Origin of the sequence: Kitasatospora sp. NBC_01539, from assembly GCF_045040525.1 — a bacterium.
Classification (GTDB): Bacteria; Actinomycetota; Actinomycetes; order Streptomycetales; family Streptomycetaceae; genus Kitasatospora.
This window is the reverse complement of the sequence record NZ_CP109390.1, coordinates 6,239,225-6,265,839: the sequence shown is the minus strand read 5'-3', so window position 1 is coordinate 6,265,839 and position 26,615 is coordinate 6,239,225. Positions and strand designations below refer to the sequence as shown.

The 26,615-nt window shown below is 74.6% G+C and carries 27 protein-coding genes and 1 riboswitch; of the genes, 11 read left to right on the top strand and 16 right to left on the bottom strand.

Translation table 11 applies throughout. The features are described 5' to 3' along the window. Positions 1 to 28: 28 nt before the first annotated feature. The gene (locus OG335_RS27165) at positions 29 to 1,411 is read left to right on the top strand and encodes a phytoene desaturase family protein (RefSeq protein WP_405013745.1); all 1,383 of its coding nucleotides are present in this window, start codon (positions 29 to 31) and stop codon (positions 1,409 to 1,411) included. Between the two features lie 15 nt (positions 1,412 to 1,426). Here the strand turns inward: OG335_RS27165 and OG335_RS27160 are convergent, their stop codons facing one another. Both OG335_RS27160 and metF read right to left on the bottom strand, forming a co-directional pair. Further along, entirely contained in the window at positions 1,427 to 2,326 is a 900-nt protein-coding gene (locus OG335_RS27160; RefSeq protein ID WP_405013744.1) for a hypothetical protein, read from the bottom strand. Positions 2,327 to 2,413: 87 nt separating this feature from the next. Continuing rightward, on the bottom strand, positions 2,414 to 3,328 hold the full coding sequence (gene metF, locus OG335_RS27155; RefSeq protein WP_405013743.1) for a methylenetetrahydrofolate reductase [NAD(P)H]: 915 nt from the start codon (positions 3,326 to 3,328) through the stop codon (positions 2,414 to 2,416). Positions 3,329 to 3,488: 160 nt separating this feature from the next. Between metF and OG335_RS27150 the strand changes: the two genes are divergently transcribed. After that, the gene (locus tag OG335_RS27150) at positions 3,489 to 4,595 is read left to right on the top strand and encodes a polyprenyl synthetase family protein (protein WP_405013742.1); all 1,107 of its coding nucleotides are present in this window, start codon (positions 3,489 to 3,491) and stop codon (positions 4,593 to 4,595) included. 61 nt (positions 4,596 to 4,656) lie between these two features. Here OG335_RS27150 and thiE read toward each other — a convergent pair whose 3' ends face one another. The 3 genes from thiE to OG335_RS27135 all read right to left on the bottom strand — a co-directional run bounded on the left by thiE (position 4,657) and on the right by OG335_RS27135 (position 6,960). Next, positions 4,657 to 5,304: a thiamine phosphate synthase gene (thiE, locus tag OG335_RS27145; RefSeq protein WP_405013741.1), complete on the bottom strand. Its 648-nt coding sequence runs from the start codon at positions 5,302 to 5,304 to the stop codon at positions 4,657 to 4,659. After that, positions 5,304 to 5,669 (bottom strand): Rv2175c family DNA-binding protein, encoded by a 366-nt coding sequence (locus OG335_RS27140; RefSeq protein WP_405013740.1) that lies wholly within the window; start codon positions 5,667 to 5,669, stop codon positions 5,304 to 5,306. Before OG335_RS27140 ends, thiE begins: the two co-directional genes overlap by 1 nt. Before the next feature lie 88 nt (positions 5,670 to 5,757). Further along, positions 5,758 to 6,960, bottom strand: coding sequence for an NAD(P)/FAD-dependent oxidoreductase (locus OG335_RS27135; RefSeq protein WP_405013739.1), 1,203 nt, complete (start codon positions 6,958 to 6,960; stop codon positions 5,758 to 5,760). 70 nt (positions 6,961 to 7,030) lie between these two features. Continuing rightward, a riboswitch (TPP riboswitch) is annotated at positions 7,031 to 7,143 on the top strand. On the opposite strand from OG335_RS27135, the gene thiO reads away from it, so the two are divergent. From thiO to pknB, 4 genes are all read left to right on the top strand, one after another. Continuing rightward, positions 7,138 to 8,289: a glycine oxidase ThiO gene (gene thiO, locus OG335_RS27130; RefSeq protein WP_405013738.1), complete on the top strand. Its 1,152-nt coding sequence runs from the start codon at positions 7,138 to 7,140 to the stop codon at positions 8,287 to 8,289. (Overlaps the previous riboswitch by 6 nt.) Further along, positions 8,286 to 8,495, top strand: coding sequence for a sulfur carrier protein ThiS (gene thiS / locus OG335_RS27125; RefSeq protein WP_405013737.1), 210 nt, complete (start codon positions 8,286 to 8,288; stop codon positions 8,493 to 8,495). The genes thiO and thiS overlap by 4 nt, the downstream gene beginning before the upstream one ends. A 3-nt stretch (positions 8,496 to 8,498) precedes the next feature. Then, on the top strand, positions 8,499 to 9,311 hold the full coding sequence (locus OG335_RS27120) for a thiazole synthase (protein ID WP_405013736.1): 813 nt from the start codon (positions 8,499 to 8,501) through the stop codon (positions 9,309 to 9,311). Positions 9,312 to 9,436: 125 nt separating this feature from the next. After that, positions 9,437 to 11,182: a Stk1 family PASTA domain-containing Ser/Thr kinase gene (pknB, locus tag OG335_RS27115; protein ID WP_405015539.1), complete on the top strand. Its 1,746-nt coding sequence runs from the start codon at positions 9,437 to 9,439 to the stop codon at positions 11,180 to 11,182. Positions 11,183 to 11,307: 125 nt separating this feature from the next. On the opposite strand, the gene OG335_RS27110 is transcribed toward pknB, so the two are convergent. Further along, positions 11,308 to 11,937, bottom strand: a complete 630-nt coding sequence (locus OG335_RS27110) for a molybdopterin-dependent oxidoreductase (RefSeq protein WP_405013735.1) — start codon at positions 11,935 to 11,937, stop codon at positions 11,308 to 11,310. A gap of 190 nt (positions 11,938 to 12,127) precedes the next feature. Between OG335_RS27110 and bfr the strand changes: the two genes are divergently transcribed. Next, entirely contained in the window at positions 12,128 to 12,607 is a 480-nt protein-coding gene (gene bfr, locus OG335_RS27105; protein ID WP_405013734.1) for a bacterioferritin, read from the top strand. Positions 12,608 to 12,619: 12 nt separating this feature from the next. Here the strand turns inward: bfr and OG335_RS27100 are convergent, their stop codons facing one another. Together OG335_RS27100 and OG335_RS27095 are read right to left on the bottom strand one after the other, a co-directional pair. After that, on the bottom strand, positions 12,620 to 12,895 hold the full coding sequence (locus tag OG335_RS27100; protein ID WP_405013733.1) for a bacterioferritin-associated ferredoxin: 276 nt from the start codon (positions 12,893 to 12,895) through the stop codon (positions 12,620 to 12,622). Positions 12,896 to 13,107: 212 nt separating this feature from the next. Then, positions 13,108 to 14,457: a class II 3-deoxy-7-phosphoheptulonate synthase gene (locus OG335_RS27095; RefSeq protein WP_405013732.1), complete on the bottom strand. Its 1,350-nt coding sequence runs from the start codon at positions 14,455 to 14,457 to the stop codon at positions 13,108 to 13,110. A gap of 296 nt (positions 14,458 to 14,753) precedes the next feature. Between OG335_RS27095 and OG335_RS27090 the strand changes: the two genes are divergently transcribed. Further along, the gene (locus tag OG335_RS27090; RefSeq protein ID WP_405013731.1) at positions 14,754 to 16,685 is read left to right on the top strand and encodes an anthranilate synthase family protein; all 1,932 of its coding nucleotides are present in this window, start codon (positions 14,754 to 14,756) and stop codon (positions 16,683 to 16,685) included. Between the two features lie 128 nt (positions 16,686 to 16,813). Here the strand turns inward: OG335_RS27090 and OG335_RS27085 are convergent, their stop codons facing one another. The 3 genes from OG335_RS27085 to OG335_RS27075 form a co-directional block, all read right to left on the bottom strand. Then, positions 16,814 to 17,491 (bottom strand): response regulator, encoded by a 678-nt coding sequence (locus OG335_RS27085; protein WP_405013730.1) that lies wholly within the window; start codon positions 17,489 to 17,491, stop codon positions 16,814 to 16,816. Further along, a complete protein-coding gene (macS, locus tag OG335_RS27080; RefSeq protein ID WP_405015538.1) occupies positions 17,491 to 18,612 on the bottom strand; it encodes a MacS family sensor histidine kinase in 1,122 nt (373 codons plus the stop codon). The genes OG335_RS27085 and macS overlap by 1 nt, the downstream gene beginning before the upstream one ends. Positions 18,613 to 18,758: 146 nt before the next feature. After that, entirely contained in the window at positions 18,759 to 19,601 is an 843-nt protein-coding gene (locus OG335_RS27075) for a lysophospholipid acyltransferase family protein (RefSeq protein ID WP_405013729.1), read from the bottom strand. Positions 19,602 to 19,871: 270 nt separating this feature from the next. On the opposite strand from OG335_RS27075, the gene OG335_RS27070 reads away from it, so the two are divergent. The 3 genes from OG335_RS27070 (at position 19,872) to OG335_RS27060 (ending at position 22,362) form a co-directional block, all read left to right on the top strand. Continuing rightward, complete coding sequence (locus OG335_RS27070; protein ID WP_405013728.1) at positions 19,872 to 20,660, top strand: alpha/beta hydrolase; 789 nt, start codon at positions 19,872 to 19,874, stop codon at positions 20,658 to 20,660. A 10-nt stretch (positions 20,661 to 20,670) separates the two neighbouring features. Continuing rightward, positions 20,671 to 21,288 (top strand): hypothetical protein, encoded by a 618-nt coding sequence (locus OG335_RS27065; RefSeq protein WP_405013727.1) that lies wholly within the window; start codon positions 20,671 to 20,673, stop codon positions 21,286 to 21,288. 87 nt (positions 21,289 to 21,375) lie between these two features. Next, positions 21,376 to 22,362, top strand: coding sequence for a DUF4352 domain-containing protein (locus OG335_RS27060; protein ID WP_405013726.1), 987 nt, complete (start codon positions 21,376 to 21,378; stop codon positions 22,360 to 22,362). A gap of 19 nt (positions 22,363 to 22,381) precedes the next feature. Here OG335_RS27060 and OG335_RS27055 read toward each other — a convergent pair whose 3' ends face one another. The 5 genes from OG335_RS27055 to OG335_RS27035 all read right to left on the bottom strand — a co-directional run bounded on the left by OG335_RS27055 (position 22,382) and on the right by OG335_RS27035 (position 26,420). Beyond that, entirely contained in the window at positions 22,382 to 23,173 is a 792-nt protein-coding gene (locus tag OG335_RS27055; protein ID WP_405013725.1) for an endonuclease/exonuclease/phosphatase family protein, read from the bottom strand. A gap of 66 nt (positions 23,174 to 23,239) precedes the next feature. Next, positions 23,240 to 24,181: an ROK family glucokinase gene (locus OG335_RS27050; RefSeq protein ID WP_405013724.1), complete on the bottom strand. Its 942-nt coding sequence runs from the start codon at positions 24,179 to 24,181 to the stop codon at positions 23,240 to 23,242. 196 nt (positions 24,182 to 24,377) lie between these two features. Next, positions 24,378 to 24,686 (bottom strand): DUF5304 family protein, encoded by a 309-nt coding sequence (locus OG335_RS27045; protein WP_405013723.1) that lies wholly within the window; start codon positions 24,684 to 24,686, stop codon positions 24,378 to 24,380. A gap of 120 nt (positions 24,687 to 24,806) precedes the next feature. Next, positions 24,807 to 25,976: an ArsA family ATPase gene (locus tag OG335_RS27040; RefSeq protein WP_405013722.1), complete on the bottom strand. Its 1,170-nt coding sequence runs from the start codon at positions 25,974 to 25,976 to the stop codon at positions 24,807 to 24,809. A gap of 6 nt (positions 25,977 to 25,982) precedes the next feature. Further along, positions 25,983 to 26,420, bottom strand: a complete 438-nt coding sequence (locus OG335_RS27035; protein ID WP_405013721.1) for an SRPBCC family protein — start codon at positions 26,418 to 26,420, stop codon at positions 25,983 to 25,985. Positions 26,421 to 26,615: the final 195 nt, after the last annotated feature.

Sequence of the window (26,615 nt, the reverse complement as noted above, 5' to 3'; positions counted from 1 at the left end):
TCCGGGCCGCGCATTAGGATCATCGGTCATGGCACGGATCGTCGTCATCGGCGCAGGGATGGGCGGGCTCGCGGCCGCCGCGCGACTGGGGGCCCTCGGGCACCGGGTGACGGTCTGCGAGGCCGCCGCGACGTACGGCGGCATGGTCGGCCGGTACGAGCGGGACGGCTTCGCCTTCGACACCGGCCCCGGGCTGCTGGCGCTGCCCGCCGTCTACCGCGACCTCGCGCTGAAGACCGGCCGGGAGTCGCTGGAGGAGCTGGTCGGCCTCGCCCCGGTCGAGCCGGAGAGCCGTCACGTGCTGCCGGACGGCACCGGCCTGGTGCTGCCGAACGCCTCCCGCGGCGGTGTGGCCCGCGCACTGGACGAGGCCTTCGGCGCCGGGTCGGGCGAGTGCTGGGGGGAGGTGACCAACCGCGGCCGCGCCGTCTGGGAGGCCACCCGCCGCCCGCTGCTGGAGGAACCGCTGCCGGACGGCCCGCTCGCCGACCCGTACCCGGCGCCGCCGCGCAGGGGCCTCGCGAGGTGGCTGCCCCGCGGCCCCTACACGCTCACCGACGTCGCCCGGGACGAACTCGGCAACCACCCCGGGCTGACGGCGCTGCTCTCCGAGTACGCGAGCCGCTACGGCCTCACCCTCGACGCGCCCGCCGGGGCGACGGTGCTGCCGTACATGGAGCAGTCGTTCGGCGTCTGGTCGGTGCGCGGCGGCATCCGGGCGCTCGCCGACGCGGTGTACGCGCGCTGCGAGCGGCACGGCGTGGAGTTCCGCTTCGGCACCCGGGTCGAGGAGGTGCTGACCGCGGACGGGCGGGCCGGCGGGGTGCTGGCCGGCGGGGAGCGGATCGCGGCGGACGTCGTGCTGTCGTCCTCCACCGACCGCGGGCTGGGGTGGGAGAAGGCCGGGCCGCGCGCGCTCGGCCGGGTGACGGTGCTGCTCGCCCTGCGCGGGGCCCGCCCGCCGGGCACCGTGCACCGCACGGTGGTGCACGCGGACGGCACCTGGGAGTACGAGCGGCTGGCTCACGCGGAGTCCGTGCCGGAGGAGCCGACCGTGCAGGTGCTGCGTCCGGACGACCCCTCGCTCGTCCCCGACGCCGACCACGAGGCCGTCACCCTCACCGTCACCTGCGGGGTCCGGCCGGAGGACGACCTCGACGCGTACGCCGGCCACCTGCTCGACCACCTGGCCGGGGCCGGGATCGACCTGCGGGAGCGGGTGCTGTGGCGCGAGGTGCGGGCGGTCGCGTCCGTGCCGGTGCCGTCGCTGGCGGGCGGTGTGCTCCAGCCGGCCAACGCCACGGCCGCACCCGGCCTGTACCGGATCGGCGGCGCCGCGCATCCGGGCGGCGGGCTGGCCCGGGTCGGGATGTCCGCCTCGATCACGGCGGGGCTGATCGGCCCGGCCTGAGCGGGCCGCGGGCGCTCAGCCCTGCTGCTGGTAGTCCCAGGCCTGCTGCTGCGGCACGGGTGCCTGCGGCTGCGCGTACGGCTGCTGCTGCGGCACGGCCGCCTGCTGCTCCCAGCCCTGCTGCGGCTGGTAGGAGGCCTGCTGGTACTGCCCGTCCTGCGGATACTGCGCGTACTGCGCGTACTGCTGCTCGTACCCGTACCCGGGCTGGGCGTACTGCTGCTCGTACGCGGGCTGGGCGTAGCCGTTCTGCGGATACGCGACCTGCGCGTACTGCACCTGCCCGTACTCGTCCTGGTAGGCGGTCTGCTGCCAGGTCCCGCCCTGGGCCTGCCCCTGGTCGTGGCCGGCCTGCTGCGCGTACGCGGCCTGCTGGCCGTAGGCGTCCTGCTGGACGGGCTGCTGCTGGTACGCCCAGAACTGCTGCTGCTCCACCTGCTCCTGCTGCCAGGGCTGCTGCTCGGTGTAGACGCCGTCGTCGGCCGCGATCTCCTCGACCCCGGCGTACGCGGCGCCCGGGCGCTCGGGTTCGATCGGGCCGACCTCGCCGACCACCGGCACCGGCGCCACGGCGGCGTCCGGGGTGCCCGCGGCGCCGCCGGTGGCCGCCGCGAGCAGGGGTATGCGAGCGAGCGGCGCGGGCAGGGAGCCGTCGGGGCCGCGCAGCGACCGGCCGACGGCGACGCCGCGCTTGACGGAGGCGGTGACGAAGACCTGGCCGACGGCGAACGCGGCCGCGCCGACGCCGATGACCAGCACCGACTGCAGGGCCATGCCGGCGACGACGGTCAGGAAACCGCCGAGCGCGGTGCCGCGCCAGACCAGGGGGGCCCGGTTCTGCAGCAGCAGCTCGGCGATCAGCCAGAGGGCGACGGCCGCGAGGGCGGCGTACAGCAGCAGGTACCCGATGCCCATCCTGCTACCTCCCAGTCACATGCCCCGCGTGTGCGGGCGACTGTACAGGCTTGCGGCGAACACCACCGCATCCGTGACGGGGTGCGCTCAGCGCTGGTGGAGGCCCAGGTTCTGGTAGATCTCCAGCGTCGAGGTGGAGTGGTTGAGGGTGATGAAGTGCAGGCCCGGCGCGCCCTCGGCGAGCAGCCGCTCGGACATCGCGGTGGCGTGGTCGATGCCGACCGCGCGCACGGCGACCGGGTCGTCCTCGACCGCGCGGAAGCGCGCCACCAGGTCGGCCGGGAAGTCCGAGCCGGACAGCTGCGGGAAGCGCTCCAGCTGCTTGATGTTGGTGACCGGCATGATCTCCGGGATGATCGGCGTCTCGCAGCCGGCCGCGGCGACCCGGTCGCGCAGCCGGAGGTAGTCCTCGACCTCGAAGAACATCTGGGTGATGGCGTAGTCGGCGCCCGCGCGGCACTTGGCCACGAAGTGCCGGATGTCGTCGTCCCAGTTCTCCGAGCGGGGGTGCATCTGCGGGAACGCGGCCACGCCGACGCAGAAGTCGCCGATGCCCTTGATGAGCTCGACCAGCTCCGAGGCGTAGGTGACGCCGTCGGGGTGGCGGACCCACTCGCCCAGCGGGTCGCCGGGCGGGTCGCCGCGCACGGCGAGCACGTTGCGTACGCCCTCGTCGGCGTACTGGCCGATGATGTTGCGCAGTTCGGCGACGGAGTGGTCGACCGCGGTGAGGTGGGCGACCGGGGTCAGGGTGGTCTCGGTGGCGATGCGGCCGACGAGGTTGACGGTGCGGCCGCGCGAGGAGCCGCCGGCGCCGTAGGTCATGCAGACGAAGTTGGGGTCGAGCGCCTCGACGCGTCGGATCGCGTCCCACAGGCGGCGCTCGGCGGCCTCGGTGCGCGGCGGCATGAACTCGAACGAGAACGAACGGTCGCCGACCGCCAGCAGGTCACGAACGGTCTGCGCGCGGTCGGTCCTGGTGGAGGGGATACCGAGAGCCATGCTTGCAGGCTATCGGTGCTGCGCGGAGGGTGACCAAACACGGTCCACTGAATGAGACGCGCCGCCGTGCCCGCACGGGCCGGCCCGACGGGCGGCGGTGCGGAGTGTCCGACAACCGCCGGATAGTCTGATTGACAGTCCAGTGATCCGGAGTACCACCGTGTCCCCCTCCACCAGCCTCCCCGCCAACCCCGTCGACCGGGAGGCCGTGCGCGAGCGCGTCAACACCGCTCTCGCGGAGTTCATGGACGGCCGGAGCGCCCTGCTCGCCACCATCTCCCCGCAGCTCGACCCGGTCTCCGGAGCGCTGCGCGACTTCCTGCTCGACGGCGGCAAGCGGCTGCGCCCCGCCTTCTGCTACTGGGGCTGGCGCGGCGCCGGCGGTGCGGCCGACGACCCCGGCATCGCCCGGGCGGCCGCCGCCCTCGAACTCCTCCAGGCCAGCGCACTGGTGCACGACGACCTGATGGACCGCAGCGACACCCGCCGCGGCCTGCCCTCCGTGCACCGCCGCTTCGAGAGCCTGCACCGCGAGCACGGCTGGCGCGGCGACCGCGAGCAGTACGGAGCCAGCGCGGCCGTGCTCCTCGGCGACCTGCTGCTGATCTGGTGCGACGAGCTCTTCCACGGCTCCGGCCTGCCGCACGCGGCCGTCCGCGCCGCCAAGCCCGCCTTCGACCTGATGCGCACCGAGGTCATGGTCGGCCAGTACCTCGACGTGCTGGAGCCCGTCGCCGGGGACTCCGCCGACGCGCGGGCCCTGGAGCGGGCGCAGACCGTGCTGCACTACAAGTCCGCGAAGTACACCGTGGAGCGGCCGCTGCAGGTCGGCGCCCTGCTGGCCGGCGCCGGGCCGGAGCTCGTCGAGGCCTACGGCGCGTTCGGGCTGCCGCTCGGCGAGGCCTTCCAGCTGCGCGACGACCTGCTCGGCGTGTTCGGCGACCCGGCGGTCACCGGCAAGCCCGCCGGCGACGACCTCCGCGAGGGCAAGCGCACCCTGCTCGTCGCCCACGCCATGCGCGGCCTCCCGGCCGCCGACGCCCGGCGGCTCGACGAGCGGCTCGGCGCCCCCGACCTGTCCCCCGACGAGGTGCCCGGCCTGCGGGCCCTCGTCGTGCGCAGCGGCGCGGCGGACGTCGTCGAGCAGCGCATCGACCACCTGCTGCGGCAGTCGCTGGCCGCCCTCGACGCGGCGCCGCTCGCCGGAGGGCCGGCCCGCGGCGCCCTGCTGGCGCTGGCCGAGGCGGCCACCGCACGCGCGTACTGACCCCGCGCGCCGGAGCGGCCGCCCCGGCGCGGGGCTCGGGCAGCGGGCTCGGGCAGCGGGCTCAGGCGGTGCGCAGGCGGCGGGCCAGCTCCGCGGCGGCCGCCCCGGGGTCGTCGGCGGCGGTGATCGCCCGGACCACCACGACCCGGGTGGCGCCGGCGGCGAGCACCTCGTCGAGGTTGCCGAGGTCGATGCCGCCGATCGCGAACCACGGGCGGTCCGTCACGGCCTTCGCCGCGTACGTGACCAGGCCGAGGCCGGGGGCGTGGCGGCCGGGCTTCGTAGGGGTCGGCCAGACCGGGCCGGTGCAGAAGTAGTCGACACCGGGCTCGGCGATCGCCGCGTCCACCTCGGACTCCGCGTGGCAGGAGCGCCCGATGATCGTGTGCCCGCCGACGACGGCGCGGGCGGCGGGCACCGGCAGGTCGTCCTGCCCGAGGTGCAGCACGTCCGGGCCGGCGGCGTGCGCCACGTCGGCCCGGTCGTTGACCGCGAAGAGCTTGCCGTGGCGGCGGGCCGCGTCGGCGAAGACCTCCAGGTGCTCCAGCTCCTGCCGGGCCTCCAGACCCTTGTCGCGCAACTGCACGACGTCCACGCCGCCGGCCAGCACCGCGTCCAGGAACTCGGGCAGGTCGCCCTGCTCGCGCCGGGCGTCGGTGCACAGGTAGAGGCGGGCGTCGGCGAGCCGCGCGCGCGGGTCGGCGGTCATCAGAGCGCCATCGCCTGGGCGCGGCGCTTGACCTCGGTGGCACGGTTCTCGATCAGGGCCTGCATCGGGCTGCCGGGCAGCGACGGGTCCTCGGTGAACATCCACTCGAGGATCTCCTCGGTGCTGAAACCGCAGTCCTTCAGCACCGTCAGGGTGCCGACCAGGTGCTTCACCAGGCCGTCGTCCTCCACGAAGGCGGCCGGCACCTGCAGCGACCGGTTCGGTCCTCGGCGGACGGTCAGCAGGGTGCCCGCCTTGGCCATGTTGCGGACCTCGGTGATCTGGACACCCCACCGCTCGGAGATGTCGGGCAGGTACAGCCAGGCCGGGACCAGGGCGTCAATCTTCGGATCAATCTCGCTCACAGCACCAGACTGCCACCTGAACGGCCCCCGGCGCACACGGCCCCCACCGGCGCCACCGGCCGGTCACGGACCGTGACGGCGCGCGGGGTCAGCCCGCGGCCGCCTTGAGCTGCACCGCGGGGTCCGCGGCGAGGGCCCGGTCGAGCACCGCGCCACGTTCGATCAGCCGCTTCGCCTGGGCCAGGTCACGCGGGCGGTCGACGGCGAGCAGCGCCGCCAGGGCGCCGCCGCGCAGCCACAGCACCGACCAGGAGGCGTCGTCGGGCGAGCCGCGCCACAGCGGTTCGTCACCGTCCGCGCGGTGGCCCGCGTACTGCACCGTCCGTCCGAACTGCTCCGACCAGAAGTAGGGCACCGGGTCGTACGGCGCCTCCGAACCCAGCACCGAGGCCGCCGCCGCCCCGCCCGACCGCAGGGCGTGGTCCCAGTGCTGCACGGCCAGCCGTGTGCCGGAGCGCGCCGACGGGTACGCGACGCAGTCGCCGGCGGCCCACACGCCGGGGGCGGTGGTGCGCAGCCGGTCGTCCACGAGCACGGCGCCCGCCGCGTCGAGGGCCACGGCGGAGCCCGCCAGCCAGCCGGTGGCCGGGCGGGCACCGATGCCGGTCACCACGAGGTCGGCCTCGACGCGCCCGCCGTCCGCGAGCAGCAGGCCGCCCGGCTCGACGGCGGCCACGCCGGTGCCGCAGCGCAGGTCGACCCCGGCGTCCGCGTACCAGGCGGTCATCAGCGCGCCGAGCTCCGGCGGCAGGGCGCCGGGCAGCGGGGCCGGTCCGGCCTCGACGACCGTGACCGCGCAGCCGAGCTGCCTGGCCACGGTGGCGGTCTCGGCGCCGATCCAGCCGGCGCCGACCAGGGCCAGGCGGGTGCCGGGGGTGAGGTCCGCGCGCAGGGCGAGGGCGTCGTCGACGGTGCGCAGCACGCGGGCGCCGGCGGTGCCGGGCAGCAGACGGGGCGCGGCGCCGGTGGCGAGGACGAGGGCGTCGTGGGTGACCGGCCCGCCGTCGGTGTGCAGCACGCCGGGTTCGAGGCCGGTGGCCCGGCGGCCCAGCAGCAGTTCGACGCCGAGGGCGTCCCAGTCGAGGTCGAGAGCGGTGGAGTCGGCCAGGCCGAGCAGCACCTCCTTGGAGAGCGGCGGCCGGTCGTAGGGGCGGTGCGGCTCGTCGCCGACCAGGGTGATCCGGGCGGTCAGGCCGCCCTGCCGCAGGGCTGCCGCGCACTGCGCACCCGCCATGCCGGCGCCGACGACGACCACCCTGTCCGTACCGCTGAGCTCCACCACGCCGGTCACCCTATCGGCCGGGGTGTCCGCCCTGTGTACGTCCTTTAGGGGAGCGCGACACGCGGCGTTATGGTGGGTGCACACCTCACACGGGAGCCCGGTGCACCGGGCTGAGAGGCGGGCTGGTGCGGCCTGCGACCGTCCGAACCTGATCCGGGTCATGCCGGCGAAGGGAGCAGAAGCGACGTGGCACGGCCTCACTCCGACGTGCTGGTGATCGGCGGCGGCATCATCGGCCTGGGGGTCGCCTGGCGGGCGGCCCAGCACGGCCTGTCGGTGACCCTCGTCGACCCGGCCCCGGGCGGCGGCGCGGCGCAGGTCGCCGCCGGCATGCTCGCCCCGGTCACCGAACTGCAGTACGGCGAGGAGCCGCTGCTGCGCCTGGGCATGGCCTCCAACGAGCGGTACGCGGCGTTCGCCGCCGAGCTCACGGAGGTGACCGGCCTGGACACCGGCTACCGGGAGACCGGTACCCTCGCCGTCGCGCTGGACTCCGACGACCGCGAGGAACTGCGCGAGCTGCACGCCTTCCAGGCGCGGCTCGGCCTCACCTCGCACTGGCTGACCGGCCGCGAGTGCCGGCGCCTGGAGCCGATGCTCGCCCCGGGCGTCCGCGGCGGCCTGCACGTCACCGGCGACCACCAGGTGGACGGCCGCCGGCTCGCCCGCGCCCTCGTCGAGGCCTGCACCCGGGCCGGCGTCGCCTTCGAGCGGGCCCTCGCCGCCGAACTCCTGCTGGACGGCGACCGGGCGGTGGGGGCGCGCACCGACGCGGGCACCGTGTGCCCGGCCGGCCGGGTGGTGCTCGCGGCCGGTTCCCGCAGCCACCTGCTGCCCGGGCTGCCGCCGGGCGTGCTGCCGCCGGTGCGGCCGGTGAAGGGGCAGGTGCTGCGGCTGCACGTACCGCCCGCGTACCGGCCGTTCCTGGCCCGCAACGTCCGTGCGGTGGTGCGCGGGCAGCACGTCTACCTGGTGCCGCGTGCCGACGGCGAGCTCGTCATCGGCGCGACGACCGAGGAGCAGGGCCATGACACCACCGTCACCGCGGGCGGCGTGTACGAGCTCCTGCGCGACGCGCACGCGCTCGTGCCCGGCCTGACCGAGCTGCCGCTGGTCGAGACGGGCGCCGGGCTGCGGCCGGGCTCGCCCGACAACGCGCCGCTGCTCGGCCCCACCGCGCTGCCCGGCCTGGTCGCCGCGACCGGCCACTACCGCAACGGGGTGCTGCTCACGCCCGTCACCGCCGACCTGGTCGGCGCGTACCTGGCGACCGGCCGCGTGCCGGACCTCGCCGCCCCCTTCTCCCCCGACCGCTTCCGTCCGAAGGCCGCCGCATGACCGACATCGCACTGACCGTGAACGGCGAGGCGCGCGAGCTGCCCGCCGCCACCACGCTGGCCGAGGTGGTGGCGCAGGCCTGCGCCGCACCCACCGGGGTCGCAGCCGCCGTCAACGAGGCGGTGGTGCCGCGCAGTTCGTGGGGCGCCACCGTGCTCGGCACGGGTGACCGGGTCGAGATCCTCACCGCCGTCCAGGGAGGCTGACCGATGGCCGACGACGTCCTCGTCATCGCGGGCACCGCCTTCACCTCGCGCCTGATCATGGGCACCGGCGGCGCGCCCAGCCTGGAGGTGCTGGAGCAGGCGCTGCGCGTCTCCGGCACCGAGCTCACCACCGTCGCGATGCGGCGGGTCAACGCCGCCACCCGGGGCTCGGTGCTGGAGGTGCTGCACCGCAACGCGATCCGGGTGCTGCCCAACACGGCCGGCTGCTTCACCGCCGGGGAGGCCGTCCTGACGGCCCGGCTGGCCAGGGAGGCGCTCGGCACCGACTGGGTGAAGCTGGAGGTGATCGCCGACGAGCGCACCCTGCTGCCCGACCCGATCGAGCTGCTGGACGCCGCCGAGACGCTCGTCGACGACGGCTTCACCGTGCTGCCGTACACCAACGACGACCCGGTGCTGGCACGGAAGCTGGAGGACGTGGGCTGCGCGGCGATCATGCCGCTGGGCTCGCCGATCGGCTCCGGGCTGGGCATCCGCAACCCGCACAACTTCCAGCTGATCGTGGAGGGCGCGGGCGTGCCGGTGATCCTCGACGCCGGGGCCGGCACCGCCTCCGACGTGGCCCTCGCCATGGAGCTGGGCTGCTCCGCGGTGATGCTGGCCTCCGCGGTGACCCGCGCCCAGGACCCGGTGCTGATGGCCGACGCGATGCGGCGCGCCGCCGAGGCGGGTCGGCTCGCGTACCGCGCCGGGCGCATCCCGCGGCGCTTCCACGCGGAGGCGTCCTCGCAGATGGCCGGCCGCGCCGACCTGGAACCCGGCGCGCGGGACACCCGGGAGCACCCGGCGTTCTGAGGACCGGCGCAGGCCCCGCACGGGCCGTTCGCGGACGGGATGTCTCAACATCGGCACAACCGGCGCCGGCGCCGCGGCGCGCGGGGCGGGGGGCCGTCCCCCGCCCCTAGACTCCTCGGGTGGACATGACGCTCGACGACCCCCTGATCGGCGCCCTGCTCGACGGCCGGTACCGGGTGGATCGCCGGATCGCCGTCGGGGGGATGGCGACCGTCTACCGGGGCACCGACACCCGGCTCGACCGGGTCGTCGCGCTGAAGGTGATGCACCCGTCGCTCGCGGCGGACGCCGAGTTCACCGGCCGGTTCATCCGCGAGGCCAAGGCCGTGGCCCGGCTGTCGCACCCCAACGTGGTCAACGTCTTCGACCAGGGCGCGGACGGCCGCGCGGTCTTCCTGGCGATGGAGTACGTGCCCGGCCGCACCCTGCGCGACCTGCTGGCCGACCGCGGGGCGCTGTCCCCGCGGGCCGCGCTCGACGTCCTGGAGCCGGTGCTCGCCGCGCTGGGCGCCGCCCACCGCGCCGGCCTGGTGCACCGGGACGTGAAGCCCGAGAACGTGCTGATCACCGACAACGGCATGGTGAAGGTCGCCGACTTCGGGCTGGTCCGGCTGCTCACCGGCACCGACGGCGCGGGCGAGGCGGTCACCAGCACCACGTCCACCGGCACGGTGCTCGGCACGGTCTCCTACCTCGCGCCCGAGCAGATCCGCCAGGACGGCGCGACCGACCAGCGGGTCGACGTCTACGCGGCCGGCATCCTGTTGTACGAGATGCTGACCGGCGCCAAGCCGCACACCGGCGAGAACGCCGTGCAGGTGATCTACCGGCACCTCAACGAGGACGTGCCCGCCCCCTCGCTCGCCGCGCCCGGCGTCGGCCGCGAGCTGGACGCCATAGTGGCCGCCGCCACCGCCCGCGACCCGCAGGCCCGCCCGTGGGACGCCGTGGAACTGCTCGCCGCCCTCCAGCGGGCCCGGCGCAGCCTCACCCCGTCCCAGCTGGACGCGGAGCCGCCCGCCTCGACCCGGCCCACGCCGCAGTTCCCGACCGGCGAGGTCACCGCGGTCGTCGACCGGCCGGTGGAGCGCACCAGCGTGCTGGAGATGCCGGCCGGCCTGTCGGCGGCGCCGCCGCGCCGGGGCGACGAGACACTGACGCTCACCCCGCAGCGCCCGGCCGCGCCGCGCCGGTCGCGGACCCCGCTGATCTGGGCGGCGGTCGTCGCGGTGCTGCTGGTGCTGGTCGGCGGGGCCACCTACCTGCTGTCCAACGGGCTGTACACGACGGTGCCGCCGGTGCTCGGGCAGACCGAGGCGCAGGCCGTCGCGACGCTGGAGCGGGCGGGGCTGCGCGGCGCGTTCACGCAGCAGTTCAGCGAGACCGTGCAGGCCGGGCAGGTGCTCGGCACCGATCCCGGGGTGGGCGCGCGGGCCCGCAAGAGCGAGCCGGTGAAGGTCGTGGTCTCCAGGGGTCCGGACCGGGTGCCGGTGCCGGAGCTGGAGGGCCGGCCGGTCGAGGAGGCGCGCAAGGCGCTCACCGACGCCCGGCTCACCCCGGGCACGACCCGGGAGGAGTTCGACGACACGGTGCCGAGCGGATCGGTGATCTCCGCCGACCCGGCGGCGGGCACCTCGGTCAGCCCGGACACGCCGGTCGCCCTGGTGGTCAGCAAGGGCATGGCGCCGGTGCCGGACGTCGTGGGCCTGACCAGGGACGAGGCGGCCAAGGCGCTCACGGACGCCGGTTTCACCGTGCAGAGCAGCGGGCTCAACCTGTTCGGCACCGGCAAGGTGACCGCGCAGACGCCTGCGGCGGGCAAGCCCCGCCCGCAGGGCACGACCGTGGTCATCAGCTTCGGGCTGTTCTAGGGCGTGTCTGCTCTGGGGCGTGTCTGCCGCCGGCCACCGGTCGGCTGCGCCGCGGGCCAGGCCAGGCCGCTCAGGCCAGGTCGGGTCAGGTCGGGTCGGGTCAGGTCAGGTCAGGTCAGGTCAGGTCAGCGGATCGGGCCGTCGCCGGGCTTCTCCTGGTACGAGTACCGCTGCTCGGACCACGGATCGGCGAGGTTGTGGTAGCCGCGCTCCTCCCAGAAGCCGCGCCGGTCGGCCCGCATGTACTCGACGGCGCGCACCCACTTGGGGCCCTTCCAGGCGTACAGCTGCGGCACGACCAGCCGGACCGGGAAGCCGTGCTCCACGGTGAGCGGGTCTCCGTTGCGGTGGGTGGCGAAGACCGTCCGCGGGTCGGTGAAGTCGGCGAGCCGCAGGTTGGCGCTGTAGCCGTACTCGGCCCACACCATGACGTGGGTGACGCCGGGTGCGGGCGGCACGAGGTCGAGGACGGTCTTGGCGGCGACGCCGCTCCACGCGCTGCCGAGCATGGAGAAGCGGGTGACGCAGTGCAGGTCTCCGCGGACGGCGACCCGGGGCAGTGCGTGGAAGGCCTCGAAGTCCCAGGTCTGCTTCTCGGCGGTTGCGGTGGCGCCGAAGACCTGGAAGTCCCAGCTCCGCGGTTTGAAGCGGGGCACCGGTCCGTAGTGCAGCACCGGCCAGCCGCGCTGGAGGCGCTGGCCCGGCGGGAGCCGCGGGTCGGACGGCTGTGGCGGTTCCGGTTCGTGCTGACCCATGGGTCCATGGTCGCAGACGGCGGGGGATGCGCCTTGCGCGCCCCGTGTTCACGCCTCCTTCACCCTGTCGACGCCCCGGAAAAATAGGACTATATGACACATATCGGGTAAGCGTGAACTTACTGGAAAATTCGCCCTGTCCGGTGCCACGATGCGGGCAAGCGACGGACGGCACAGGAAGGCGCGAGCCATGCAGGGCGACCCCGAGGTCATCGAGTTCCTCAACGAGCAGCTCACCGCGGAGCTCACCGCGATCAACCAGTACTTCCTGCACGCGAAGATGCAGGAGAACTTCGGCTGGACCAAGCTCGCGAAGTACACCCGGCACGAGTCCTTCGACGAGATGAAGCACGCCGAGACGCTGACCGACCGGATCCTCTTCCTGGACGGCCTGCCCAACTACCAGCGGCTCTTCCACGTCCGGATCGGCCAGACGGTCAAGGAGATGTTCGAGGCCGACCGTCAGGTCGAGGTCGAGGCCATCGACCGGCTGCGCCGCGGCATCGTCGTCATGCGCGCCAAGAACGACGTCACCTCGGCCAACATCTTCGAGAGCATCCTGGCCGACGAGGAGCACCACATCGACTACCTCGACACCCAGCTCGAACTCCTGGAGAAGCTCGGCGAGGCGCTCTACCTGGCCCAGCTCATCGAGCAGCCCGAGTCCTGACCGGCAGGCCCGTCAGGCCGCCTCACGCTCCACGCCCGGCCACTCCACGCCCGGCCGGGCTCCATCCGTCCGCTCCGGCTCGGCGAGGCCGAGCCGGGCCGCCAGCCTGGATGTCGGGCACGGGCGTGCCCCGTGCTCCCCGAGCAGCGCCTGGATCCGGCGCACGCACGAACCGCAGTCCGTTCCGGCCTTGCAGCCCTTCGCTATCTGGCGGGGCGTGACGGCGCCGGCGTCGATCTCGTGCTTCACCTGGGCCTCGGTGACCGCATGGCACATGCAGACGTACATCGCGGCGACTCCCGGGGTGGTGCGAGGGCGGTGCGGAGGGGCTGAGCATCGGTCCGACGAAGCCAAGGCTCACCTTGGCTCGGCCTACTGAGCCTAACCTTACCCGGGCATCCGGGCATCAAAAAGCCCCTCCGCCCTCGGTGACCCGAAAAGCGGAGGGGCTTGTGTCACATTGCGATCAAGCGCGTCCGGTGCTGCGCGGTGCCGCGGCCTCAGTGGCCGCGGTACATCTCCGCCACCAGGAACGCCAGGTCGAGCGACTGGCTGCGGTTGAGCCGCGGGTCGCAGGCCGTCTCGTAGCGCTGGTGCAGGTCGTCGACCATCACCTCGTCGCCACCGCCGACGCACTCGGTGACGTCGTCACCCGTCAGCTCGACGTGGATGCCGCCCGGGTGGGTGCCCAGGCCGCGGTGCACCTCGAAGAAGCCCTTGACCTCGTCGAGCACGTCGTCGAAACGCCGGGTCTTGTGACCGCTGGACGCCTCGAAGGTGTTGCCGTGCATCGGGTCGCAGATCCACACGACCTGCGCGCCGGACGCGGTGACCTTCTCCACCAGGGACGGCAGGTGCTCGCGGACCTTGCCCGCGCCCATCCGGGTGATGAAGGTGAGGCGGCCGGGCTCGCGGTCCGGGTCGAGCCGGTCGATCAGGGTCAGCGCGTCGTCGACCGAGGTGGTCGGGCCGAGCTTCACACCGATCGGGTTGCGGATCCTCGACGCGAACTCGATGTGCGCGTGGTCCAGCTGGCGCGTGCGCTCACCGATCCACACCATGTGGCCGGAGACGTCGTACAGGTCGCCGGTCCGCGAGTCGGTGCGGGTGAGCGCCGTCTCGTAATCCAGGATCAGCGCCTCGTGCGACGAGTAGAACTCGACCGTGCGGAACTCCTCCGGGGCGACCCCGCAGGCGTTCATGAAGGCCAGCGCGTTGTCGATCTCGCGGGCGAGCCGCTCGTACCGCTGACCCGAGGGCGAGTTGCGCACGAAGTCCTGGTTCCAGGCGTGCACCTGGCGCAGGTCGGCGTAACCGCCGGTGGTGAAGGCGCGCACCAGGTTCAGCGTGGCGGCGGAGGCGTTGTACATCCGCTTCAGCCGCTCCGGGTCCGGGATCCGGGACTCGGGGGTGAAGTCGAAGCCGTTCACCGAGTCGCCGCGGTACACGGGCAGCGTCACGCCGTCCCGGGTCTCGGTCGACTTGGAGCGCGGCTTGGAGTACTGGCCTGCGATCCGCCCGACCTTGACCACCGGCACGGACGCGGCGTACGTGAGTACGGCCGCCATCTGCAGCAGGGTCTTCAGCTTGTTGCGGATCTGCTCGGCGGACACGCCGTCGAACGCCTCGGCACAGTCACCGCCCTGGAGCAGGAAGGCCTCTCCACGTGCCACGGCACCGAGGCGGGCGCGCAGCTGGTCGCACTCGCCGGCGAAGACGAGGGGCGGATACGAGGCGAGGTCCGCAAGGGTCTTGCGCAGAGCCTCTTGGTCCGGCCATTCAGGCTGCTGCGCCGCGGGAAGGGACTGCCAGCTGTGGCCAGTCCCGTTGGTCTCAGTTGTCACGGTCACGGAGTCAAGGCTACGGGTTGTGACAAGCGAATTGTGACCGCCGCCCGGTGGGTGAGACGGGTCGTGGACATTTCGGTGAGCGACCTCACACCGCGGGGGCATCCGCTACGCTCGACCCGTGAACGCGCCGCGCACCTTCTCCTGGTGGTGGGCCAGCCCGACGGGCGGCCCACAGCTCGCGCGTCCCTAGCGACGACACGACGGCCGCCCCTCGGGGCGGCCGTCCGTGCTTTCCGAGGACAGGACGGCCTCCCCGCGGGAGCGACCACTCCCCCTTCCGGAAGGACCGCCGCACCGTGACACCCGCCGCCCTGATCGCCCGCCTCACCGCGCCCGGCGCCCCCGCGTTCGCCCTGCTGCAGCGCCGCGCCCCCCGCCTCGCCCCCGACACCGTCGAGGTGCTGCTCGGCACCGTCGGCGCGTACGACACGCTCGCCGACCTGCCCGTGCGCGGCGGGGTGCCGGCCGACGGCCCGCAGCACGACCTCCTCGCGCTCGTCCCGTACCGGCAGATCCGCGAGCGGGGCTTCGAGGCGCACGACGACGCCACCCCCCTGCAGGCCCTCCTCGTGGAGGAGAGCCACGCCCTCCGCCTCGACGACCTGCTGCCCGTGCTGCCGCAGCGGCCGGTCACCCTCACCGGCGGTGCCTTCGACATCGACGACGAGCAGTACGCCGACATCGTCACCCGGGTCATCCGGGACGAGATCGGCCGCGGCGAGGGCGCCAACTTCGTCATCCGGCGCGACTTCCACGGCCGGCTCGACGGCTTCGACACCGGCCTCGCGCTGAGCCTCTTCCGCCGGCTGCTGGAGCACGAGCGCGGCGCGTACTGGACCTTCCTCGTGCACACCGGCGACCGGGTGCTGGTCGGCGCCTCCCCCGAGGTGCACGTGCGGCAGTCCGGCGGGACGGTCGTCATGAACCCCATCTCCGGCACCTACCGGCACCCCGCGTCCGGCCCCGGCATCGACTCGCTGCTCGACTTCCTGCACGACCCCAAGGAGCTGGAGGAGCTCACCATGGTGGTCGACGAGGAACTCAAGATGATGTGTACCGTCGGCGACCTCGGCGGCCAGGTCCTGGGCCCCCGCCTCAAGGAGATGTCCCACCTCACGCACACCGAGTACGAGCTGCGCGGCCGCACCTCGCTCGACGTGCGCGAGGTGCTGAAGGAGACGATGTTCGCGGCGACCGTCACCGGCAGCCCCGTGCAGAACGCCACCCGGGTCATCCGCCGCTACGAGCCCACCGGCCGCGGCTACTACGCCGGGGCGCTCGCCCTGATCGGCCGGGCCGCGGGCGGCGGCCAGCAGCTCGACTCCCCCATCTGCATCCGCACCGCCGACATCGACCCCGCCACCGGCGAGCTGGTCGTCCGCGTCGGCGCGACCCTGGTGCGCCACTCCGACCCGCACTCGGAGGTCGCCGAGACCCACGCCAAGGCCGCCGGCGTGCTCGCCGCGATCGGCGCCCGGCCGCAGGCCGCCCGCCGCTCCGACCGGCACGGCCCCCGGCTCGCCGACGACCACCGCGTGCAGTCCGCCCTCGACGCCCGCCGCGCGAACCTCGCGCCGTTCTGGCTGCGCATGCAGCAGCCGACCACCCCGGTCGACGGCCTCGACACCCTGGTGGTCGACGGCGAGGACACCTTCACCGCGATGCTCTCCCACCTGCTGACCTCGCTCGGCCACCGCGTCGACGTGCTCCGCTACGACACCCCCGGCCTGCGGGAGACCGTCGCCGCGCACACCGGCCCGCTGGTGCTCGGCCCCGGCCCGGGCGACCCGGCCGACCCGGCCGACCCCAAGATGGCGGTGCTGCGCCCGATCGTCACCGACGCCCTCGCCGCCGTGCAGGACGGCACCCGGACGTCCCCGCTGCTCGCGGTCTGCCTCAGCCACCAGCTGGTGTGCGGCGCGTTCGGGCTGCCGCTGGTCCGCAAGGCCGTGCCGTACCAGGGCGCCCAGGAGTCGGTGGACCTCTTCGGCGAGCGGCGCACCGTCGGCTTCTACAACACGTTCACCGCGCGCTGCGACGACGCCGGGGCCGAACGGCTGGCCGCCCGCGGCGTCGAGGTGGCGCGCGACGCGCTGACCGGCGACGTCCACGCACTGCGCGGGCCCGGCTTCGCCACCCTGCAGTTCCACCCCGAGTCGGTGCTCACCCGCGAGGGGATCGACATCGTGGCCGGGCTGCTGCGCACCGCGAGCGCCGTCCGCGGCTGAGCGGCCGGGGAGGACCGGCCGCCTGCCCCGGCGGCCGGTCGGCGCGGCAGGACGGCCCCGCCCTGCCCGGCCTGTCCTGTCCGGTCCTGTCCGGCCCTGTCCTGCCGATCGGCGGAGAGTGCCGCCACTCACTGCAGTTCGTCGTCGAGCCCCTGCTCGATCGCGTACCGCACGAGCTCGACCCGGTTGTGCAACTGGAGCTTGCCGAGGGTGTTCTGCACGTGGTTCTGCACCGTGCGGTGCGAGAGCACCAGCCGGTCGGCGATCTGGCGGTACGACAGGCCCTTGGCGACCATCCGCAGCACCTCCGTCTCGCGGGCCGTCAGCTGCGGCACCGCGGAGGAGGAGGCGGAGGACGCGGCGGGCGGGGGCTCGGCGGCGAGCCGGCGGAACTCGCCGAGCACCAGGCCGGCGAGGCCGGGAGTGAAGACCGGGTCACCGAGGGCCGTACGGCGTACCGCGTCGATCAGCTCGTCCCGTCCCGCGGACTTCACGAGGTAGCCGGTGGCCCCGGACTTCACGGCCTCCAGGACGTCGGCGTGCTCGCCGCTGGCGGAGAGCACCAGCACCCGTGCCGTCGGGTCGTGGCCGACGATCTGCCGGCACGCCTCGGCCCCGGACAGCGCGGGCAGGTTGAGGTCGAGGACGACGACCTGCGGCGAGGTCGCGCGGGCCCGCCGGACGGCCTCCTCGCCGTCCCCGGCGGTGGCGATCACGGCGAAGCCCGCCTCGGCGAGGTCGCGGGAGACGGCGTCCCGCCACATCGGGTGGTCGTCGACGACCATGACCCGCACCTGATCCGACATCACTGCCCCTTCCTCGGTACCCGCAACTCGACCTCGACGCCCTCGCCCGGCGCCGCGTACAGCTCGGCGGTGCCGCCGAGGTCGCGCAGCCGTCCGCGGATCGACTGCGAGACGCCCAGCCGGCCCGCCTGTTCCGCCTCGCCGAGCCGGCCGGGTGCGAAGCCCGGGCCGTCGTCGCGGACGGAGACGGTGACCGCATCCGGTTCGTCCTCGACGAGGATCCACGCGCGGGCGGACTCCCCCGCGTGCCGGCGGACGTTGTCGACGGCCGCACCGACCGCGGCGGCGAGTTCGGCGGCCGCCCGGGCGGGCAGCAGGACGGGTGTGCCCGGCGCGGAGACGGTGATCCGGTCGTCCGCGTGGACGGTGACGAGCTGCCGGAGGTCGTGCTCGGCGGGCGGGTCGCCCGGGGCCCCGCCCTGCGCGGGCAGCGCCGGGACGCCGGACATCAGGGTGCGCAGCGCGCGCTCCTGCTCCCCGGCGAGGCGGCCCAGTTCGCCCGGGTCGCCCTCGCGGCGCTGCACGAGGGCCAGCACCTGGAGCACGCCGTCGTGGATGTCGCGGGAGAGCCGTTCGCGTTCGCGCGTCGCCGCCTCCACCTGGAGGGCGCGGGTGAGCACGGCCTCGCTGGCGCGGGCGAGTTCGATGACGTAACCGATCGCGCAGCCGGCCACCATGAGCAGAACGATGTTGTGGATGTTGTCGGGGCTGACGCCGCCGTGGCCGAGGATGTTGGCCACCCCGACCACCGTCGCCGCGAACGCCGCGGGCTTCCAGCCGCCCTTGCCCGCGAACCCGAGGACGGTGCCGGCGGCCCAGATGGTGGGCAGGGTCGGGGCGCCGCCGTGGACACGGGCGGGGGTGTCGACCACCCCGCTCATCACGATGCCGGTGACGGCGAACGCGAGGTCGGTGCCGAGCACGTACCAGGTGCAGCGCTGCGGGCCGGCGAAGGCGCGGGTGCTGGCGAGCGTCCAGAGGGTGAGGGCGCCGAGGAAGATCCAGCCGGAGACCGGGTGGAGGAAGTCGAGGTAGGAGTAGGCGTAGCGGAGGATCGCGTACGCCAGGGCGAGGACCCGGAAGTAGCCGATCGCCCGCCAGAGCGGGAGTTCGACGGACATGCCGCCCGCGGTCAGGGCGGCGGGCGGTGCGGCGCCGGGACGGGGCCCGGCGGGCGTGCCGGACACCGCGGCCGCCGTCCGGGTCGCGAGCCCGGGTCTGTGGTCCTCCGCCATCGTGTCTCCCCCCGCGGCGCCGTCTCCGGGCCCTAGTCCTGCTGGTCCTTCTCCGGCTTGTCGAGGTCGGCCGGGGCGTCGGCGGCGGCCGCCTCCGCAGCGGCGGCCTCGGCGGCCTCCCTGGTGGCCTTCTCGGCGGCCTTCTCGGCCCGCTGCACGGCCCTGCGCTCGGCGTCCGCGCGCTTCTTGTCGTCGGTGAGCTGGCGCTTGGCGGCGGTCGCGTAGATGTCGACGTACTCCTGGCCGGAGAGCCGCATGATCTCGTACATCACCTCGTCGGTGACCGAGCGGAGGATGAAGCGGTCGTTCTCCATGCCCTGGTAGCGGGAGAAGTCGAGCGGGCGGCCGATCCGGATGCCGGGGCGGATGCCGAAGTTGGGCACGACCTGTCCGGGCGGCTGCACCTTCTCGGTGTCGATCATCGCGACCGGGATGACCGGCGCACCGGTCTGGAGGGCGACGCGGGCGAGGCCGCCGACCTTGCCGCGGTAGAGCTTGCCGTCGGGCGAACGGGTGCCCTCGGGGTAGACGCCGAACAGCTCGCCGCGCTCGATGACCGCGACGGCGCTGCGGATCGCCGCCTCGCCGGCGCCGCGGACGCCGGAGCGGTCCACCGGCAGCTGGCCGACGCCCTTGAAGAAGGCTGCGGTCAACTTGCCCTTGAGACCGGGCGTGTTGAAGTACTCGGCCTTCGCGATGAAGGTGACCCGGCGCTTGATCAGCGCGGGGAAGAAGAAGGAGTCCGAGAAGGAGAGGTGGTTGCTCGCGATGATCGCAGCACCCTCGTCCGGGATGTTCTCCTCGCCTTCCATCCACGGCCGGAAGAAGATCCGCAGCAACGGTGCGACGATCAACTTCATCAGTCGGTAGAACAACCCGGGCCTCCTGTTGTGCGGACCGGTCGATCCTAATGCCCAGCGCACCCGCCGTGTGCACCGGCGGGCCCGCGACCACGGGCCTCGGGCCCTGTACGGGGCCGCCGGACGCGTGGGACGATGCCGCCCCGGGTACCGGCGGGTAGGTCCTGGCCGGCGGTTCGCACGCGGGCCGCGCCCGCCCGGCCGTCCGGCCGCCCGTGCCGGTCCGTCGGCGCCGGTCCGTCCGTGCCGGTCCGTCCGTACTTGTGAGCGAAGGAGCCCACGACGATGCCGCTGCTGCCCGGTGCAGAACCGTTCCAGCATGACGGGGGGCCGGTCGGCGTGCTCCTCGTCCACGGCTTCACCGGCTCGCCGCAGTCGCTCCGCCCGTGGGCCGACCACCTGGCCGCGGCCGGGTACACCGTCTCCCTGCCGCTGCTGCCCGGCCACGGCACCCGCTGGCAGGACATGCAGCAGACCCGCTGGGAGGACTGGTACGCCGAGGCCGACCGCGCCCTGCGAGAGCTCGCCGGCCGCTGCGAGCGGGTCTTCGTCGCCGCCCTCTCGATGGGCGGCGCCCTGGCCCTGCACCTCGCCGCGCGGCACGGCGACGCGATCTCCGGGCTGGTCCTCGTCAACCCGTCGGTGCGCTCCGACAACCCCGCGAGCGCTCTGCTGCCGGTGCTGCGGCACCTGGTGCCGAGCCTGCCCGGCGTGGCGAACGACATCGCCCTGGAGGGCGCACGGGAGGTCGGGTACGACCGGACCCCGCTGCACGCCGCCTGGTCGCTGGCCCGCCTCTGGCGGACCGTGCAGGCCGAACTCCCCTCCGTCGACCAGCCGTTGCTGCTGTTCCGCAGCCCGCAGGACCACGTGGTCTCACCGGCCAACTCTGAACTGCTGCTCGCCCGGATATCCTCGACGGACGTGACGGAAAAACTGTGCGAGCGCAGCTTCCACGTCGCGACGCTGGACCACGACGCCGGGACGATCTTCGAGGAGAGCCTCGACTTCCTGCGCCGCCTGGCCCCGGTGGAAGACGATGCGACGACCGATGCCGAGCACCACCTGGGCTGAAGGGCCGGTAGTGAACGAGACCAGCAGGGCGGGTGGCGGCGAGGAGCTGCCCGAGGACGGCACCGCCACCCCGGACTCCACGGGCGGGACCACCGGGTCCGACGTGACCGCCGGGCGTCCCGCGGCCGGCAGCCAGGCCGAGCAGGACGCGATCTTCGCCGCCCTGGTCGCGCAGTTCGACGACCCCGTCGACCTGACCGACCCGGAGTGGCCGGAGATCGAGAACCTCCGCGCCCAGGAGACCCGCGGCACCGACGGGTCCCTGGACGACTTCGCCCCGCAGCCGCGGCCCCGGCCGGCCGGGTCCGTCCGACCGGCCGCGCCCGCCGCGCCGGCCGCCGGCCCGCGCGACTTCGAGGTCGCCGACGACCCGGACGAGGGCCACTTCGTACCGCCGGAGCCCCCGCCGCTGCCCACCCCCGACACCACCGCGAAGTTCGCCTGGCTCGCCGTGCTCGGCGGCCCGGCCCTGCTGCTCTTCGACGCCGTCGTCTGGCACGAGGTCGCCGGCTGGCCGGCCTGGGCCGGGGTCACGGCCTTCCTCGGCGGCTTCGTCACCCTGGTCGCCCGCATGAAGGACCGCGACGAGGACGAGCCGGACGACCCGATGGGCGGCGCCGTCGTCTGAGGCGGCCGCGCCGGGCCGCCCGTAGCCTGGAAGGGGACCCGCCCGCGCGGCGGCCCGACCCGCGGCGGTCCCCGGGAGGCGGCGGCCATGCGACGGATCGGCGGAGCGGCCTGTGCCGCGGCCCTGTTGGCGGCTTCCGCGGCGTGCGGCACGCACGAGGTGGTGACCCGCCCGGCGAGCGTCTCCCCGGTGGTCACCGGGTCCGCCGCTGCCGCCGGACCGGCCTCCGGGTCGTCGTCCCGCCCGGCACAGGCCCGGGTCGGGGACACCCTGGAGCTGGCGGGCCGGGAGCCCGGCGCCGTCATGGCGGTCACGGTGACCGCCGTCGCCGACCCGGCCGAAGCGGCCGACGGCCTCTCCGCGCCGGAGGCCGGCAAGCGGCTGGTCGCCGTGCAGTTCCGCCTGCACAACACGGGCACCGCGACGTACTCGGACAGCCCGTACAACAGCGCCGCGCTGATCGACGAGCAGGGCCAGGGCTTCAATGCCGCGATCACCGCGCAGACCGGCGCCGGGCCCGCCTTCCCCGGTTCGGTGCACGTGGCCCCCGGCGACTCCGCGCTCGGCTACATCGCCTTCGAGATCCCGGCGGACGCACGGCCGGCGCGTGTGCAGTTCACCCTCGACTCCGGCTTCGCCGACCGGACGGGCCAGTGGGCGCTGCAGGGCGGCGCACCGGCCGCCTCCACGGCCCGGGCCGACGGCACGGCGCCGTCCGCAGCGGCCCCCTCGGCGGCGACCGCCACCGTGACGGCGACCGCGACCCCGGGTGCGGGTTCCGCGTCCGCCGCCGCGAGGAGCCCCCGGCAGGTGGTGGAGGAGTACTACGCCGCGATCAACGCCCGCGACTACCCCCGCGCCTGGGCTCTCGGCGGCCGCAACCTCGCCCCCGACTACCGGACGTTCGTCGCGGGCTTCGCCGGAACGGCCACCGACACCCTGACCGTGACGGGGGTCCGGGGCAGCGCCGTCGGCATCGCCCTGGACGCCCTGCAGACCGACGGCAGCCACCGGTTCTTCACCGGCACCTACACCGTCCGCGACGGCGTGATCGTCGCCGCCTCGGTGCACTGACGCGGCGGGGCCCGCGGGCTCAGGCCGCGGGCACCCGCAGGACGGCCAGCACGGGCAGGTGGTCGGTGGCGGCGAGGAGGTCGGCCGGCAGGACCCCGGGCAGGCCGTGCGGCACCCCGCAGGCGAGCACCTCGATGCCGGGGGTGGCGAAGACCCCGTCGATCCGCTGGTACGGGTTCGCCGGCACGGACGTGAACGTGCCGCCCCACGGCGCCACGGTGTGGGCGTCCTGGTAGCGGGCGGCGAGCTGCCGCCAGCCGGGGCCGTCGGGGTGCTCGTTGAGGTCGCCCGCGATGACGCCGTGCTCGCCGGGCCCGGCCTGCTCCGGCAGCAGGGCGAACTGGCGCAGCCGTTCGGCGGGGTCGAGCGAGAGGTGGCAGCTGGTGACGGCGAACGGCGCCGAGCGGCCGATCCGCAGCAGGGCGGTGGCGAAGCCGCGGGCGTGGAGTCCGCGGGTCTTGGGCAGCAGGAGGTCGCGGGTGGCGATCACGTCGACGCGCAGCCGGCCGAGGAGGAGCGGACCGGCGGCGATCCGCCCGCCGCCGGAGAGGACCACGGTGCCGGTGCGCCGGGCGAGCCAGGCCGCCTGCTTCGTGGGCTTCCAGTACCGGGGGGACTCCTGCACGCACACGATGTCGGGTGCGCAGGCGCGGACGACCCGCACCAGGGCCTCGCGGTCGTCGCGGAGCGAGCAGACGTTGTAGCTCAGCAGCCGTACGCGCTGCGCGCCGTCCGGGTCCGCACCCGAGGTGGGCAGCGGGGGCGGTGGCGCGGTGCCCGGGACGGCGGGCGGCGGCGGCTCGGCGGACATGCCGGACATGCTAACGGCGAGGCCGGGGCGTCAACCCCAGCCTCGCCGTGCAGACGTGGCGGCGCGTCAGACGCGCGCGAGGTCCGCGGCGCCGGCGATGCCGGCGGCGGAGCCCATGGTGGCGAGCAGCACCTCGGCGCGGGGGCGGTGGACGCCACCGGTCAGGTACGTCTCGAAGGCCGCGGCGACCGGGTCGAGCAGCAGGTTGCCGGAGTCGGAGACGCCGCCGCCGAGCACGAAGACGCCCGGGTCGAACAGCGCGGCGAGGTCGGCCATGCCGCGGCCGAGCCAGTCGGCGAGCTCGCTGTAGCACTCCAGGGCGAGGGGGTCGCCCTCGGCCGCCGCCTCGGTGATGTGGATGCCGCGGATGGTGTCGGCGACGCCGTCGTTGAGCTCCAGCATGCGCTTGCCGGCGATCTGGTCGGCGGCAGCCTTCTCGCGGCCGTAGCGGCGCAGGGCGCGGCCGGAGGCGTACTGCTCCCAGCAGCCCTTGCCGCCGCAGCCGCAGAGCAGGCCGTCGGGCACCATGTTGAGGTGGCCGATCTCGCCGGCGACGCCGAAGCGGCCGCGGTGCATGCGGCCGTCGAGGACGATGCCGCCGCCGATGCCGGTGCCGACCGTGATGAGGACCATGTCCTCGTGCTGGGCCGCCGCACCGAAGCGGAACTCGGCCCACGCCGCACAGTTGGCGTCGTTCTCGACGACCGTCTCCAGGCCGGTGAGCTCCTCGATGCGCTGCTTGAGCGGCTCGTTCTCCCAGGCGATGTTGGGAGCGAAGATGACGGTGGAGCGCTCGCGGTCGACGAAGCCGGGGGCCCCGACGCCCACCGCCGTGACGTCCGGGTACTCCTCCTTGAGCTCGCGCACACCCTGGGCGATCGCGTCGACCGCCCACTGGGGGTCTGCCGGGGTGGGTACCCGCGTACGCGCCAGGATCTCGCCGGTCTCGTCGACCACGCCGGCCGCGATCTTCGTCCCGCCGACGTCGACGCCGATGGTCAGAGCCATGTGTCCCTCAGCTATTCACTCGTTCCCGCTGAGCGGAACGGTACCCGCTGAGCAGTACTCCCGTACACACCGCGGCCTACATTAACCGAAAGCATTTTTCGGATTGGCCCAGTTGATGCGTTCAGAAGTCGTACACTTCATGCCTTTGAGTGATGCCCTGAAGCGCTGATGTCACGTCCTCTGACCTGCGGCTTCACTAGTTGTCGGAGGCCCCGTCAAGGTCGATCCGCTCGGCCTCGGCGTGTCCGGCACCGGCCCAACGCCGTTCATGACCTGAGACGGCGGCACGGTACGCGGCGAGCAGTTCACCACCCGCCGCGGCGAGATGTCCGTACACCTCCGGGTTCTGCTCGCGGAGCCGCCCGCCGTACTCCTGCGCCTTGCCGCCCAGCGCGACGGCGAACCGCCGCACCTCGTCGACGAGCGGCCCGAACTCCGCCCCGGGGGACGTCCCGTCCGTACCGTCCGCCCCGTCCGTCCGTGCGCCCGTGTGCTCGTCCGCCATCCGGCGTCTCCCTGCTGTGCGGTCGCCACGCCGTCCGACCGGGCGGGGCAGGGCCACGACGCTACCGGACGGCGCGGCGGGGGACGCCCGGCCCGGTGGCCCCGCGCCGGGCGCGCGGGCTCAGCCCCGCGCCGGCCAGAGCGCCGGGTCCGGCGCGAAGCGCACCGAGAGCACCCCGCCGGCCAGCCCGGCACCGCTCACCGTGCAGCGGCGCAGCGCCGAGGGCAGCGGCAGCAGCCGCCGGTACGCGCCGGTGCCGACGACGAGTTCGTCGCCGCGCCGCACGAGTTCCAGCCCGGCCCGGTCGGCGCCGGGCAGGGCCAGGTGCCAGACCAGCAGGCCGTCCGCGGCGAGGCGGTCCTCCACCCACGGCTCCGGTGCCCGGCCGGGTGCGGGTTCACCGGCCGCGTAGAGCCGGTCGCCGATCTCCTCCAGGGCGACCTCGGGCCAGGGCGCGGCGAGCAGCGGCACCCCGTCGAGTTCGGCGGCGAGCGCGGCGAGCCGCTCGGCCTGCCGGGCGGCCCGTCCGGCCAGCCACGGGTCGGGGGACGACGCCGCGGCGGGCGGCAGCGCCCGGTGGGCGACGACCGCGTCGAGCCGGCGGCCGTGCAGCGCGAGGCCGGCGAGGATGCCACGCAGTTCGCCCGGGCCGTGCCCGTCGGCGTCGACCGCGAGGCGTACGGACGTTCCGGGGGCCTCGATCACCGCGCGGGCGTCCGCGAGCGCGGCGGAGGCGGTGGCGCGCGCCTCGAACAGCCAGTCGGCGGGCATCGGCACCCCGGCCACGGCGGCCAGCAGCGGGCGCAGCGCCCGGGCGGCCTGCCGCTGCTCGGGCAGCAGCCGGGCGAGGTAGCGGTCGAGCTGTTCGGGCAGGGCGAGGGTCGCGAGGAGGTCGGCCGGCGGCGGCGCGGCGACCACGACCACCTCGGCGTCGGCGGTGCGCAGGGCGCGCAGCAGGGCGAGCTGCCGGGTGCCGGGCAGCGGGGTGAGCTCCTCCGCATCGAGGGGCTCGGCGCCGATCAGGTCGAGGACGGGGGCGAGGCGGGCCCCGAAGCCGTCGAGGGCGTCGTGCAGGGCGGCCTGCTCGTCGATCCGGCAGGCCGTCAGCCGGTCCGCGCAGGGCGTCGGCCCGGTGGTGAGGCGGGTGCCGAGGAGGTCGTCGACGGTGCGGTGGGGGTCGTCGGCGGCCAGCAGCAGGGTGCGCCGGCCGTGCCGGGCGCTGTGCAGGGCGGTGGCGGCGGCGATGACGGCCGAGCCGTCGCCGGTGACCAGGACGGTGCGGGGCGACACCCGGGGTCAGCCCTCGACGCGCTTCTTGAGACCGGCCAGGGCCCGGTCGATGATGACCTTCTCCGCCTTGCGCTTGATCATGCCGAGCATGGGGATCTTGACGTCCACGGCCAGCTGGTAGGTGACGGTGGTGCGGTCCTTCCCGGTGGCCTCGGCGAGCGTGTAGGAGCCGTCGAGCGCGCGGAGCATCTGGCTCTTGACGAGGGTCCAGCGCACCTCGCGGTCGCCGTCCCAGGTGTAGGCGAGCACGTGCTCGTCGCGGATGGCACCGGCGTCGAGGACGAGGCGGACCTCGGCGGCCCGGCCGTCGGGGGCGGCGGAGAGCACCTCGATCTCCTTCACCTCGCCCGTCCAGTCCGGGTAGGTGGCGAAGTCGGCGATCGCGGCCATCACCTCGGCCGGTGTCGCCTCGATGATGATGCTCGATCTGGTGTGCTCCGCCATCACGGCCCTCCGCGTGTGTTCAGATGTGCGCCCAGGGCAGGCTATCGCGCCCGCGGGTGCACTCCGGGCCCCGCCCTGCGGGTATCCGGGCGCGGGTGCGTCCGCGGGAGCGGGCGGGTGTGCCCGCCGGGTGGGGCGGGCGTGTCCGCCGGGCGGGGCCGGGCCCTGCATCCGGGGCGCCGGGCGGCTGCCGTA

Bases quoted from the DNA above. Each gene is read 5' to 3' on its own strand.
- OG335_RS27070 (WP_405013728.1), top strand. From the start codon at position 19,872: ATGCCGCTGCTGCCCGGTGCAGAACCGTTCCAGCATGACGGGGGGCCG.
- macS (WP_405015538.1), bottom strand. From the start codon at position 18,612: ATGTCCGTCGAACTCCCGCTCTGGCGGGCGATCGGCTACTTCCGGGTC.
- thiS (WP_405013737.1), top strand. From the start codon at position 8,286: ATGACCGACATCGCACTGACCGTGAACGGCGAGGCGCGCGAGCTGCCC.
- OG335_RS27035 (WP_405013721.1), bottom strand. From the start codon at position 26,420: ATGGCGGAGCACACCAGATCGAGCATCATCATCGAGGCGACACCGGCC.
- OG335_RS27050 (WP_405013724.1), bottom strand. From the start codon at position 24,181: ATGGCTCTGACCATCGGCGTCGACGTCGGCGGGACGAAGATCGCGGCC.
- OG335_RS27120 (WP_405013736.1), top strand. From the start codon at position 8,499: ATGGCCGACGACGTCCTCGTCATCGCGGGCACCGCCTTCACCTCGCGC.
- OG335_RS27045 (WP_405013723.1), bottom strand. From the start codon at position 24,686: ATGGCGGACGAGCACACGGGCGCACGGACGGACGGGGCGGACGGTACG.
- thiE (WP_405013741.1), bottom strand. From the start codon at position 5,304: ATGACCGCCGACCCGCGCGCGCGGCTCGCCGACGCCCGCCTCTACCTG.
- metF (WP_405013743.1), bottom strand. From the start codon at position 3,328: ATGGCTCTCGGTATCCCCTCCACCAGGACCGACCGCGCGCAGACCGTT.
- OG335_RS27165 (WP_405013745.1), top strand. From the start codon at position 29: ATGGCACGGATCGTCGTCATCGGCGCAGGGATGGGCGGGCTCGCGGCC.
- bfr (WP_405013734.1), top strand. From the start codon at position 12,128: ATGCAGGGCGACCCCGAGGTCATCGAGTTCCTCAACGAGCAGCTCACC.
- OG335_RS27100 (WP_405013733.1), bottom strand. From the start codon at position 12,895: ATGTACGTCTGCATGTGCCATGCGGTCACCGAGGCCCAGGTGAAGCAC.
- OG335_RS27085 (WP_405013730.1), bottom strand. From the start codon at position 17,491: ATGTCGGATCAGGTGCGGGTCATGGTCGTCGACGACCACCCGATGTGG.
- OG335_RS27160 (WP_405013744.1), bottom strand. From the start codon at position 2,326: ATGGGCATCGGGTACCTGCTGCTGTACGCCGCCCTCGCGGCCGTCGCC.
- OG335_RS27055 (WP_405013725.1), bottom strand. From the start codon at position 23,173: ATGTCCGCCGAGCCGCCGCCGCCCGCCGTCCCGGGCACCGCGCCACCG.
- pknB (WP_405015539.1), top strand. From the start codon at position 9,437: ATGACGCTCGACGACCCCCTGATCGGCGCCCTGCTCGACGGCCGGTAC.
- OG335_RS27060 (WP_405013726.1), top strand. From the start codon at position 21,376: ATGCGACGGATCGGCGGAGCGGCCTGTGCCGCGGCCCTGTTGGCGGCT.
- OG335_RS27110 (WP_405013735.1), bottom strand. From the start codon at position 11,937: ATGGGTCAGCACGAACCGGAACCGCCACAGCCGTCCGACCCGCGGCTC.